The following is a 13,150-nucleotide window of genomic DNA, read 5'->3' on the forward strand; positions in this document are numbered from 1 at the left end:
AAAATTAAGAAAAAACAAGTAACTTAGATATATGCAAGAGGAAAAAGGAATATTTAAAAGAGCTGAATTGCTGCTCGGGAACACATTAATGAACCGAATTGCCGATACCCGGATTATATTATTCGGAATAGGCGGAGTCGGTAGCTGGTGTGCGGAGAGTCTTGTTCGCACCGGTGTAAAGCACCTTACAATAGTGGATTCGGATTTTGTTTGTGAAACGAATATCAACCGCCAGCTAATGGCCACAACCAAAACCGTAGGGCTAAGAAAAGTAGATGTACTGAAAGCCCGCCTGCTAGATATAAATCCGGATGCTGAAATTACAACAATCGCGGGAGTATACAGCGAAGAAACTTCGGCATCTTTCGACCTTGAAAGCTATGATTACATTATCGACGCCATAGACAGCCTCAAACACAAAGTGAACTTAATACTGACCGCCACCCGTACCAAAGCTAAAGTCTTTTCGTCGATGGGAGCGGCTTTGAAAATGGACCCTTCCCGCATAAAAACCGCTGAATTCTGGAAAGTAAAGGGCTGCCCATTGGCTGCCGCCATCCGCCGGAAGATGAAACAAGGAGGAAAGCCTTCTAAAAAAGTGATGTGTGTTTACAGCGATGAAGTCCTCGATAACAAGGGGCTGAAATATGAAAACGATGAATCGAAAAGTTCTCAGTTACTTAAACAGGATAACCCTAGTGTGAAAGCGCAAACAAATGGTACATTGGTACATATAACAGCTATATTCGGGTTTACGCTGGCCGGATTGATAATAAAAGATATTTGCAAAGATTAAGTGCCTGTTTTAATTTTAGCGGAAAATATTATAATAAGTTCTGATAAATAAACCTTAGTAACTTTTTTTACTATAAAATTTAAACAGACTCTAAAGCTGTCTTCAGTTTTATTTTGCACTTTTGTATTAACAAATTAAACAACATAGAGATTATGAACGAGCTGAATATTAACTACGAAGGAATATCGTCAACCAGAAAGGTCGCGAATATAGTTACAGGTATATATCTGGCTGCCTTTACGCTGTATTTTACAGTTACGGAAGGAATTGCCAGCAGGTTCGGATTTTTTTTCTTCTGCGCTATTATCGGGTTTATTCTTGCGGCTATATTGATTTTAAGTAATACCCTATGGCTACAGGGTTCAATTCTAAAGATTGATACCGGTTCGGTTACATCCGCTTTACCCAAACAAAGTAAAGTGACAATTGACTGGACCAGTGTAAGCCGTGTAAATATCGGTATAAGCTATATCGTTTTCCTGATAAACGGGGAGAAAAAACAAAGACGGCTCGACCTTGTAACCCTCCGATATGAGGATGTACTGGCCACTAAAGCTAAAATAGTGGAAATATGCGAATACAAAAATATCCCGTATCAGAACGATTAACTGAAAAAACTTTATCTATGTATATAGCTTTTAGCCTTTAGCTATCAGCTGATAGTTCTTTGAAAGATTGATGGCCCCCTAAATCCCCCAAGGGGGACTTACAATGAGGGAAAAAGTAATAATTAGAAAAAGTGTAACCTTTGTTACCTTTTATACAGTACCCTTTGTGTAACCTCTTTGTGTCCCTTGTGGTAAAGAGTTTTAACCACCAAGTACACGAAGGAAATCACAAAGGACACAAAGGCTAAAAAAATGTTACATGTGTTACCTTTTTAAAAAGTTACAAGTAGACAAGATATGAGTAAATAAGATACAAGATGTTAACTGCTAACTGATGACTGATGACTGTTAACTGATATATCTGTTACCTTTGTTCCTTTTTAACAGTTACGGGTTGTTTATTGCTAGTTGTTTACTGAAAGATATCCGCTCCCGCTTTTTTCTTTCCGGGAAAAAAATGTAGTTTTGTATTGTCCAAAATTTAAGACGCTCTGTCTTGAATCTTTTGTAACCGATAAAACAGCTAACGCGTGAAAACAGAACATGAAGAGAAGGTGACCGGGCTACCTGAAAATGCCTTCCGTGAACTGAAGTCCGGTGAAGAATACAAGCCGGTAATGTCTCCCGACAAACAGTATAAAGAAGTAACTCCATGGTCGGTACTGTGGGGGCTGGTAATGGCTGTACTCTTTAGTGCCGCCGCAGCTTACCTCGGTCTGAAGGTGGGGCAGGTCTTTGAAGCAGCCATCCCGATAGCCATTATTGCTGTGGGGTTATCGACAGCTACCAAGAGAAAGAATGCTCTGGGTGAAAATATAATTATCCAATCCATTGGAGCCAGCAGCGGGGTTATTGTGGCAGGTGCGATATTTACGCTTCCGGCTTTATACATCCTGCAATCCAAATATCCCGAAATTAGTGTTGACTTTTTTCAGGTATTCTTAAGTTCCTTGCTGGGTGGTATATTGGGTATTCTCTTCCTTATCCCGTTCCGTAAATATTTTGTATCCGATATGCATGGAAAATATCCTTTCCCCGAAGCTACAGCAACTACACAGGTGCTTGTATCGGGTGAAAAAGGCGGGAGTCAGGCTAAGCCGCTTATATTCGCCGGAATCATCGGTGGTGTTTACGATTTTGTTATTGCCACATTCGGCGCATGGTCAGAAACATTCACTACGCGCGTTTTGCCTTTTGGTGAAGAAATTGCAGATAAAGCCAAAGTGGTCTTCAAAGTAAATATAGGTGCGGCCGTTCTAGGGCTGGGTTATATAATAGGATTAAAATATGCTGCGATAATCTGTGCCGGTTCCGCATTGGTATGGTTCGTTATCGTTCCGCTTCTTCCTTTTCTGGGAGATACTATGCTGGCAACTTTAAATCCTACTTTTGCAGGAGTCATTTCTAGTATGACGCCGGAAGCAATATTCACTACTTTTGCCCGCCATATCGGTATCGGAGGTATTGCAATGGCCGGAGTTATCGGTATTATAAAATCGTGGGGAATTATAAAAAGCGCAGTCGGTCTCGCTTCAAAAGAACTTAAAGGAGGAGCATCCGAGACTAAACAGATAGACAAACGCACACAACGCGACCTGCCGATGAAGATTATCTCTATCGGTATCATTGTTGCACTGATTGTGACATTCCTGTTCTTCTACTTCGGAGTGATACATAACTTATTGTATGCAATAGTGGGTATTCTTGTTGTGGCCATTATAGCTTTTTTGTTTACTACGGTTGCTGCTAATGCAATTGCGATTGTAGGTACAAATCCGGTTTCGGGCATGACTCTGATGACTCTGATCTTAGCCTCAGTGGTTATGGTAGCCGTAGGATTGAAAGGGACATCGGGTATGGTTGCCGCCCTTATTATAGGGGGTGTGGTTTGTACGGCGTTGTCGATGGCGGGAGGTTTCATTACCGACCTTAAAATAGGTTACTGGCTGGGATCAACACCCGCGAAACAACAGTCATGGAAGTTTTTAGGTACACTGGTTTCCGCAGCAACAGTAGGCGGTGTAATACTGATATTGAATAAAACATACGGATTTACAGGAGCCAATGCTCTGGTAGCACCACAGGCCAACGCCATGGCAGCGGTTATAGAGCCATTGATGATGGGAGCCGGGGCCCCGTGGGTATTATATGCAGTAGGAGCTCTGATAGCTATTTTACTCACTTTATTACGCGTGCCTGCACTGGCATTTGCTTTAGGGATGTTTATTCCGATGGAACTGAACGCACCTTTGTTAATTGGTGGTGCTGTTAGTTGGTACGTTGGCAGTCGCAGTAAGGATGAAGCCCTGAATGCCGCACGGCTGGAGAAAGGTACATTATTAGCCTCCGGATTTATAGCGGGAGGTGCATTGATGGGTGTAGTTAGCGCTGCTATGCGTTTTGGAGGTATAAACCTTGTGAATGAAGAATGGTTGGCTAACAGTGGTTCCGAATTACTGGCTCTGGCTATGTATCTGGTCATAATTGGTTATCTGGGTTATTCTTCGTTGAAAGCAAAGAAAGAAATGTTGTAATACTCTGTATTCTTAAATATAAGGAAAAGGATGGGGCGATTGTTCCATCCTTTCTTTTGTTAAAAAAAGTCCGTATTTTTTTCTGGAAACTTTATCTATGTTATAGATTACCTTATAAAGGTTTTTTGACTTTCTGGAAAAATTTATTTGTTTCTGATTGCAATTAAATGAATTTTGGTAAAAAATATCAGACAAACTAAACTATTCGTCGATAAAACTATCCCATTTGTCGAACATTCTTGTCGTATTCTTTGAATGGTAGTAATATTGAAAGCTCAAATTCACAAAAACTTATTAAAGTATGAGAATCCATAAATTCGTTTTTAGTTTATTCTGTAGTATATGTCTATTTATCGTTTCATCCTGTAGTGATAGTACAGACGACATTATTACTGATGAAGATGGAGTTGACGATGATACTGAAGTTGTTATTGATGACGATTTTGAGACCAACTCCCGGGACTCTGTGTTTTCAAATGCAGTTACCATTACCTTTTCTGATAATGCAGCAATAATTACGAACCCGTATGAAAATGACGGAGTGAATATTACCCAAAGTGATGGCAATGTAGTTGTTACCTCTACAAATCTGGTGACAGAAATTAATTATGTCTTGTCAGGAAGCATACAAAACGGTTCATTTAAGATTTACAGCGATTATAAATTCGGACTTATGATGAACGGGGTGGATATTACCAGTAGCGATGGCCCTGCCCTCAATGTTCAATCCGGGAAAAAAGTAACTGTAACTCTCGTAAACGGAACAAACAGCAGACTTATCGACAGTAATACCTATACGGCATATGCTGATGAAGATATGAAAGCTGCATTCTTTAGTGAAGGGCAGTTGAACTTCGAAGGAGAAGGAAGCCTGCTTGTGTATGGAAGATATAAACATGCTATTTGCAGTGATGATTATATAAGAGTGAAAACGGGAAATATCACAGTAGCCACAGCCGTCAGCGATGGTATCCACGCCAAAGATTATTTCCGTATGGATGGTGGAACCCTGAATATTAAAGCTTCGAGCGATGGCATAGATTGCGATAAGGGATATATCCGGATAGATGCCGGAAATATAACAATAAACAGTAGTGATGATGGTATAGTAGCTTCATATGAAGACACCGATACAACTATCGATCCATATATAACTGTAGGTGATGCCACCATAAATATTACTACCACAGGCCAAAAGGCTCAGGGTATAAAAAGCGACTTAGGTTCTTTGTCCGTTACTGCCGGAACAATCAACGTAACCACTAAAGGGATTGCCGCCAAAGCCTTCAAGACAGGGAGTGATATGAATATAAGCGGAGGTAATATTACATTGGTTACAACCGGAGATGCTTTTTATGATACAGATGATAAAGATATATCATCTGCAGCAGGTATAAAATGTGACGGCAATCTGACCATTGATAAAGGAACAATCACTATAGAAAGTTCCGGCGCAGGAGGAAAAGGCATCAGTGTAGATGGTGAACTTGTCATTAATGGAGGAACTATAAAAGTCACAACAACAGGGGGGCAGTTTAAATACGGTTCGGATGATACTGCCGCCAAAGCTATAAAAAGTGATGGAAACCTGACTGTCAATAGCGGAAATATCACGATCAAGACCTCCGGCGTGGAAGCTGAAGGACTGGAAAGTAAAAAGACCCTGACCATCAATGACGGCACAATAGAGATAGAGGCATATGATGACTGTATCAATGCATCCAATCACATAGGGATCAATGGTGGAAATATATACTGCTATAGTGAAAGTAATGACGGAATCGACTCTAACGGCACATTGACGGTTACAGGCGGGGTTGTTGTTTCGTCGGGTACAAAATCTCCTGAAGAGGGTTTCGACTGCGATAACAACACGTTCAAGATTACAGGCGGAATACTTGTAGGCACCGGCGGAGCAACCAGCAACCCAACAACGAGTGTCAGTACCCAACGGTCGGTTGTTTATGGAACTACGGGCACAGCCAACCAGATTATACATATAGAATCTGCGGATGGGAAGAGTGTACTAACTTATAAAATACCACGTACATATTCACCGCTGACGCTATTGTTCAGCAGTCCCGATCTGGCAGCAAATACGAGTTACACTATATATACAGGCGGAAGTGTTTCGGGCGGAAGCGATTTCCACGGACTGTATTCAGGAACGACATATACAAAAGGTACGGCAGCTACGACTTTTACAACAAGTTCTATGCTGACAACTATCGGAACATCTTCAGGAGGGCCGGGAGGACGGCCCTGATTAATACGTTTTTTAGGTTAATTGTAGAGAGCTATTCCGGGATGGAATGGCTCTTTATCTTTTTCAGATAACTTTATCTATATATAAAAACAGGACTATAGACTGATTTCCGGGGAGAATTATTATTGAGTTTAATCTAAAATGATAATTTGTATATATCAGGATTTAATAATATACTTGTATAAGAATAAACCGTTTATAAAATTTAGCTGTATGAAACAAGCTATTTGTTTTATCTTTATTTTATTGACTGCCACATCCTGCAGTTCTACTTACTTCTTTTCTACATTGAATACGAATAACGAATATGTAGAGAAAGTAGACAATGGAGATTTCCTTCTTGAAACCGATAGTTTATGGATCGCCTATTGCTTCAAAGGAGAAAGTGCTCCCATACAGATTACGGTTTTCAATAAATTGTCTGTTCCACTATATGTAGATTGGCAACGCTCTGCACTTATACTGGATGGTACAGCATATTCTTATGCGAAAGACAGACTTAATTTCTCTGGAAGCGCTCAAGTATTTGTGGATAATTATAACCTTTCGCCAGATAAAACATACAGTTTTGCTGACGGAAGTTTTGCCGGAGATATAGAATCGCCTCAAAATATCAGCTTCATACCACCCAAGACAATGATTAGCTATATTCCCTTAAGGTTGAATATGAATTTTGAAAAATTGGATAAGAAGCTATTTCGAAATTCTTATCTGGGAGATAAAAACAGTAATGCAATAAAAGTAAAAAGAATAGATTACTCCGAATCTGACAGCCCATTACATTTCGAAAGCTATCTGACTGTTTATGCTCAGCCAAAACAGCACATGACATTTCACCAAAGCTTCTATATGTCGAATTTAATTAAAACCCAGTCCATAAAACCATCCAACCTTCCGGGAGATATGGCAGAGAGAGGAGATTTCTTTTATATAGAAAAACCCGCTAACAATACTTTCTGGGAGATACTGTTGGGCACAACACTCGTTGTTGGAGCTGTAGCAATTGAAGTTGCTGTTGACGCAAATACCAGATATTAAGAAAATCATCCTTCCAACAGCTTAACAGCATCAATGTACCGGGCTATTCCCCGTGCCACTTGCTTAGCTTCGCGCATCGCCAAAACAACAGTTTGTGGTGTATGCACCACATCTCCTCCGGCGAAAACTCCTTTGCGGGTAGTCATACCATAAGGATGTTCTTTAGTTATTACATAGCCGCTATCATTCACTTCAATACCCAGGGATGTAGAAACTATACGGTTGGCGGGCTTTGAGCCTATAGCAATGAAAACACGTTCCATCGGCATTATCTTTTCCCCTTCTGGAGTTTCAACACGGATAGCTTTCAATGTATTGTTCTCACCAATACATTCTACAGTTCTGCTCTCCCAAAGGAAATTCACTCCTTCCTCCACCGCTTCGTTATATTCGGTCTTTAGCGCAGGCAATTCATCTTCTGTCTTGCGATAAATGATGTTTACCGAATTCGCCCCCATCCTCAAGGCTGTGCGGGCAGCATCCATCGCTACATTTCCGGCACCGATAATTGCCACATTTTCGCCTTCTACCAATGGCACGGCATTCCGACTTATGTCTCCGTTGTTATAGAGGTTGACCATCCGTAGAAAATAAGATGATTGTAACACCTTATATAGATTGATGCCTGGAATATCTAATCTGTTTGGGACGGAGGTTCCTGAGCCTATAAATACAGCATCGAATTCATGAGATAACATCTCATCTACGGTCATCTTTTCACCAACCAGAAAGTCATTGATAAAGGTGACCCCTAAGGCTTCTATTTTATTTATCTCCCTGCGGACAATATCTTTAGGGAGCCGATACTCCGGTATGCCATACATCAATACTCCTCCGGGTTCTTTTTGCCCTTCAAATACAACTACATTAAATCCTTCCCGGGCCAGGTCTCCGGCAACAGTCAGTCCTGCCGGTCCGGAACCTATCACTGCCACTTTCCCTCTTGTCTTTGCTTTCAAGCGCTCTTTTATGAGGTTCATATCACTGTCGAAGTCCGCGATAAAGCGTTCCAATCTGCCTACCCTTACCGGATTGTCTTTTTTATTAAGGATGCAATGACCTTCGCATTGTTTCTCATGAGGACATACTCTTCCACATATAGCCGGAAGGTTGCTCTTCTCATTTATTATTTGCATTGCCGCACCAATATTTCCCATTGACAGCTGATTCACAAAGCCCGGGATATTATGCTCTATAGGGCAACCTTGTATACATAGCGGGTTTTTACAGTTAAGGCATCGCTTGGCCTCATCAATAGCTTCTTTAGTGGTGTAACTTACATTTATTTCAGCAAATTTATTACTTCTCATTTTTATCAGGGTATTTATTTATCTAATTTTGCAATCTTAAGATTGCAAATATATGCATATTTATGCTATATTAAGATTACAAAACAGACTTTTTTGAAAAAATAGTGAAAATAAAGGAGAGTTACAGAAATAGAATTTTACTAATTAAAAATAAAATCCGGATTCAGCCATCCCTTGATTCTTTCTATATAGATAATCCTTTGAGAAGAAAATAATAAATCAGAGTGTAAAGTTTATAAAATAATGATTTGAAGGCTTAAAACCGAACAGTTCAATCAAAGGTCACGTCAGAAACAAGTTAAATAAAGTTAATAAATAAAAGAAAAACACCAATACATGTTTTATAACATAAAAATCAATTATCTTTGTACTGTGTTTTTCATGGTATTAGATTTAAGGTTAACAATGAAGATTGGTTGTCGGGATGACAACCTTTTCTTATTTTATAGAAGTGCCTTTCTGAAAATACTGAAATTCACGCTTCCATATACTCTTTTATCTTCAAACAAAGGGAACCCGGAAAAATCATGGTCTTTCGGATGCTCCAGTATAAATATGCCTCCCGGCTTTATTAAATCCTTTTCAAATAAAATACGCGGAACATCCAAAAAGTTTTTCATATCATAAGGAGGGTCTGCAAAAATAAGATCGAATTGCTCCCTGCATCTTTCCAAGTAACTGAAAACATCCATTTTAAGCAATAATAATTCTGATTTTATTTTCAATTCCTCTTTCGTTTTTTCAATAAATGATGCATGATTGAAGTTTTTCTCAACGCATGTGACCTGCGGGCATCCTCTCGATACCAGTTCGAGACTTATCCCCCCTGTCCCTCCGAATAAATCGAGAGCAATGGTATCTTCCCAATCTATCGTGTTATTCAGCACATTGAAAAGATTCTCTTTTGCAAAATCGGTAGTTGGCCGTGCTTTAAAACTTTTAGGCGGATCGAATCTGCGCCCCTTATATTTTCCGCTGATAATTCTCATAATACTAATGCCAATAAATCGAGTGGAGCTTTTTGAGCATCCTCATTCCATAAATATACTTCGCTTGGAGCATTTATCCTTTCTATATTCTTAATATACTCCTGCAATCGGATAACAACCAGTTCGTCAGGTTTTCCGCTTATATATATATAATCTTCCAATTGATTAAAACCACAATTTTCCCATAATTTAAGAATATAATAAACTTGATTGGCTGCCGGTTCGTTTTCATAAGTCAAACAATGAACAAGCTTTGATCCTGAAAAACAAATAACATCCATAAAGCTACCATGAAAGTTCAAATACATCTTCGACCTTGAGTTTATCACCCCTCTCTTGTCCTCTAATAGATTAATAAGTAGATTGGAATGATGAAAAAAGTGAGGATTCCATAAATTACGCGAAAGAAACTCAAAAATATCTTTCTCTACGTTAAACAAGCTTATTATATCCTGTTTATCAATCAATCCTGACATTAACTGTCCGGCTTCCTGATTATGTGTAAAATTATATAATTGCTCCTTCTCCTTTATATTGAAATAAGATGCAGGAACCAGCTCATAGTCAGGAGAAACAATAATAACATTTGTCTGTTTAAACTCCTGGGTAAGAAAATTCAGATCGAAAATAATCCGCTGAATATTACTTAACAGTTTATCATTTGCCGAAAATGTAGTTTCACGCAGACAATATCCTTTCCTATTATCCGTATCGGAAATAGAAAACATAAATTCATCCGTTTTTATACGAATAGATAAAACGTATTTTTCTGACTGTCCAAGATCTATATTTTCGGGTAAGAACATATTTAAATTTTATATTGCAAAGTAAACAGAATAATATTCAATCATACATGCTATCCAATACTTATTTCCCTGTTTACAATATATAGATAAATCTTTTTATAAAGATTGATACATTTTCCTGATTTAATACGTACAAAGTTAGAAAAAGATATTTTTATCCACTATTTTTGACCTTCAATTCACTTAACCCTCCATTATGATCAATAAATTCTTTCTGGATAAGATAAAGCAGAATTTCCCATTCGAACCTACTTCCGAACAAGATAATGCTTTGGAAAAGATCGTGGATTTTCTTTTTTTACAGAAAGAGGAATCTTTATTCTTATTGAGAGGTTATGCAGGTACGGGCAAATCCTCCCTTTTAGGGGCATTAGTAAAAACAATGACCGAATTTAAGCAAAAAACTGTCTTACTTGCTCCTACGGGACGTGCCGCCAAAGTTTTCTCCTCATACTCCAGCCACCCTGCGTTCACTATTCATAAGAAAATATACCGCCAGCAAAAGTATTCCGGCGAGCTCGGTAGTTTCGGAATAATGGACAATCTGCATAAAGATACTTTGTTCATCGTTGATGAAGCTTCTATGATTAGCAACAATGGGCTCGATTCATCCGTTTTCGGTACGGGACGATTGCTGGATGACCTTATTCATTACGTTTATTCGGGAGAAAACTGCCGGTTATTATTGATCGGCGACTCTGCCCAGCTACCGCCTGTAGGCGAAGATGACAGCCCGGCATTACAAACCGATGTACTTACCGGATATGGACTGGAAGTGCGGGAAGCTATGTTATCACAAATCGTCCGTCAGGCCGAAAGTTCCGGTATATTATATAATGCTACCAGCATCCGGAATGCGCTTAACAAGGGGAAAACAGAAGCTTATCCTAAACTAAAGCTAAAAAAGTTCGCAGACATTGTCCGCATATCGGGAGAAGATCTTATAGATGAAATATCGGCTGCCTACGATCGCGACGGACTGGAGAATACGATAATTATCTCCCGGTCTAATAAACGTTCCAACATCTATAATCAAGGCGTAAGAAACCGTATACTTTACCGGGAAGAAGAACTCTCTGCCGGCGATATGCTGATGATTACCAAGAACAATTACTTCTGGACTGAGAATACCGAAGGCATAGACTTTCTTGCCAATGGCGAAATAGTAGAAGTACTGCGTGTCCGCGGCGAACAGGAGTTGTATGGTTTCCGTTTCAGGGATGTACTTATAAAGAGCATAGATTATGACATAGAACTGGAGCTAAAAATACTGATGGATACGCTTCATTCCGACGTGGCAGGACTTACACGCGAACGCTCCGAAGAACTATTCGTGAATGTAATGGAAGACTATGCCGATATATCTACCCGTGCAGGCAAGATGAAGAAGCTGAAAGCAGATCCCTATTATAATGCGGTACAGGTTAAATTTGCCTATGCCGTGACCTGCCACAAAGCTCAGGGGGGAGAATGGTCTAATGTATTTCTCGACTTAGGCTATATCCCGGAAGAGCATCTTGGTGTAAACTTTTATCGGTGGCTATATACTGCAATTACCCGGACCAGCGCAAAATTATATCTGGTTAATCTGCCTGATGAATTTGTGTAGGATAAACGGTATAAGCTGCCATTTATAGTAAATTTCAACCAGCGAAAGGTAATTTCTAGTCAATCTTAATCTCCCATATTCATTTGTACACTAATGGCTTCTGTTCTTCAAAATATATGCATTATATTTGAAGCATCCGGAACATTTATCCGTTCCTATTTGAAGAATTCCAATTTGTATATTATGAAGAAAACTGAACCATTATTACTTTCCATTATCCTTTTTCTAATACAATCTATCTGTATTAGTACATCAGCTCAGAACTCCAATACATATCAGAATCCGGTAATCAATACCAGCTTACCCGATCCTACTATCATCAAGACCAAAGATGGCAGCTTTTACTTATATGCAACCGAAAATACCCGCAATATACCTATCTACAAGTCTGATAACCTCACCGATTGGACATTCACCGGCACTGCCTTTACAAACGATACCCGCCCTAATTTCGAACCGAAAGGCGGATTATGGGCACCCGATATCAACTACATCAATGGAAAATATGTCCTATACTATTCCATGTCGGTATGGGGAGGCGAATGGACATGCGGCATCGGTGTTGCCGTAGCCGATAAACCGGAAGGGCCGTTCCTCGATAAAGGAAAGCTTTTCCAAAGCAAGGATATAGACGTCCAGAACTCCATCGACCAGTTCTATATAGAAGACAAAGGCAAGAAATACCTTTTCTGGGGCAGCTTCAGAGGTATTTATGCCACTGAACTCAGCAAGGATGGCCTAAGCCTGAAACCGGACGCCGCCAAAAAGCGGATAGCGGGAACTGCTTTCGAAGGAACATATATTTACAAGAAAGGAAAGTACTATTATATGTTTGCGTCCATTGGCAGTTGTTGCGAAGGAATAAAGAGTACCTACCAACTTGTTGTAGGACGATCCAAATCTCTATTTGGCCCATATGTGGATAAATCGGGAAAAGATATGATGGACAACGGATATTCAGTTGTCATTGGCTCCAATTCCCGGTTCGTAGGCAATGGCCATTGTTCCGAGATAGTACAGGACAAGAAAGGGAACGACTGGATTTTCTATCATGGAGTAGATGTGGAAAATCCTAAAGGCCGTGTATTATTGCTGGACCAGGTAAAATGGGATAAAGACGGATGGCCGTATATAGAAGGTGGCAGCCCCTCACTATCTGCCGACAAGCCTGTATTTTAAAAGAGATTGTTCCTT

Annotated in this window: 10 protein-coding genes; 7 read left to right on the forward strand and 3 right to left on the reverse strand. The window is 39.7% G+C overall.

Annotation, left to right across the window (positions count from 1 at the left end):
* The first annotated feature begins 31 nt into the window (after positions 1 to 31).
* The 5 genes from HMPREF9455_RS05805 to HMPREF9455_RS05825 all read left to right on the forward strand — a co-directional run bounded on the left by HMPREF9455_RS05805 (position 32) and on the right by HMPREF9455_RS05825 (position 7,242).
* A complete protein-coding gene (locus HMPREF9455_RS05805) occupies positions 32 to 796 on the forward strand; it encodes a tRNA threonylcarbamoyladenosine dehydratase (protein WP_006798689.1) in 765 nt (254 codons plus the stop codon).
* 152 nt (positions 797 to 948) lie between these two features.
* Complete coding sequence (locus HMPREF9455_RS05810; RefSeq protein WP_006798690.1) at positions 949 to 1,404, forward strand: hypothetical protein; 456 nt, start codon at positions 949 to 951, stop codon at positions 1,402 to 1,404.
* A 530-nt stretch (positions 1,405 to 1,934) separates the two neighbouring features.
* On the forward strand, positions 1,935 to 3,938 hold the full coding sequence (locus tag HMPREF9455_RS05815) for an OPT family oligopeptide transporter (protein ID WP_006798691.1): 2,004 nt from the start codon (positions 1,935 to 1,937) through the stop codon (positions 3,936 to 3,938).
* A gap of 301 nt (positions 3,939 to 4,239) precedes the next feature.
* Positions 4,240 to 6,204: a carbohydrate-binding domain-containing protein gene (locus HMPREF9455_RS05820; protein ID WP_006798692.1), complete on the forward strand. Its 1,965-nt coding sequence runs from the start codon at positions 4,240 to 4,242 to the stop codon at positions 6,202 to 6,204.
* 213 nt (positions 6,205 to 6,417) lie between these two features.
* Positions 6,418 to 7,242, forward strand: coding sequence for a hypothetical protein (locus HMPREF9455_RS05825; RefSeq protein WP_006798693.1), 825 nt, complete (start codon positions 6,418 to 6,420; stop codon positions 7,240 to 7,242).
* Between the two features lie 5 nt (positions 7,243 to 7,247).
* Here HMPREF9455_RS05825 and HMPREF9455_RS05830 read toward each other — a convergent pair whose 3' ends face one another.
* From HMPREF9455_RS05830 to HMPREF9455_RS05840, 3 genes are all read right to left on the reverse strand, one after another.
* Positions 7,248 to 8,552 (reverse strand): NAD(P)-dependent oxidoreductase, encoded by a 1,305-nt coding sequence (locus HMPREF9455_RS05830; protein ID WP_006798694.1) that lies wholly within the window; start codon positions 8,550 to 8,552, stop codon positions 7,248 to 7,250.
* A 443-nt stretch (positions 8,553 to 8,995) separates the two neighbouring features.
* A complete protein-coding gene (locus HMPREF9455_RS05835; RefSeq protein ID WP_006798695.1) occupies positions 8,996 to 9,541 on the reverse strand; it encodes an RsmD family RNA methyltransferase in 546 nt (181 codons plus the stop codon).
* Positions 9,538 to 10,347, reverse strand: coding sequence for a DUF3822 family protein (locus tag HMPREF9455_RS05840; protein WP_006798696.1), 810 nt, complete (start codon positions 10,345 to 10,347; stop codon positions 9,538 to 9,540). The genes HMPREF9455_RS05835 and HMPREF9455_RS05840 overlap by 4 nt, the downstream gene beginning before the upstream one ends.
* A 196-nt stretch (positions 10,348 to 10,543) precedes the next feature.
* Between HMPREF9455_RS05840 and HMPREF9455_RS05845 the strand changes: the two genes are divergently transcribed.
* Together HMPREF9455_RS05845 and HMPREF9455_RS05850 are read left to right on the forward strand one after the other, a co-directional pair.
* On the forward strand, positions 10,544 to 11,956 hold the full coding sequence (locus tag HMPREF9455_RS05845; protein ID WP_006798697.1) for an ATP-dependent DNA helicase: 1,413 nt from the start codon (positions 10,544 to 10,546) through the stop codon (positions 11,954 to 11,956).
* Between the two features lie 183 nt (positions 11,957 to 12,139).
* Complete coding sequence (locus HMPREF9455_RS05850) at positions 12,140 to 13,135, forward strand: family 43 glycosylhydrolase (protein ID WP_044215615.1); 996 nt, start codon at positions 12,140 to 12,142, stop codon at positions 13,133 to 13,135.
* Positions 13,136 to 13,150: the final 15 nt, after the last annotated feature.

This window comes from Dysgonomonas gadei ATCC BAA-286, from assembly GCF_000213555.1.
Lineage (GTDB): Bacteria > Bacteroidota > Bacteroidia > Bacteroidales > Dysgonomonadaceae > Dysgonomonas > Dysgonomonas gadei.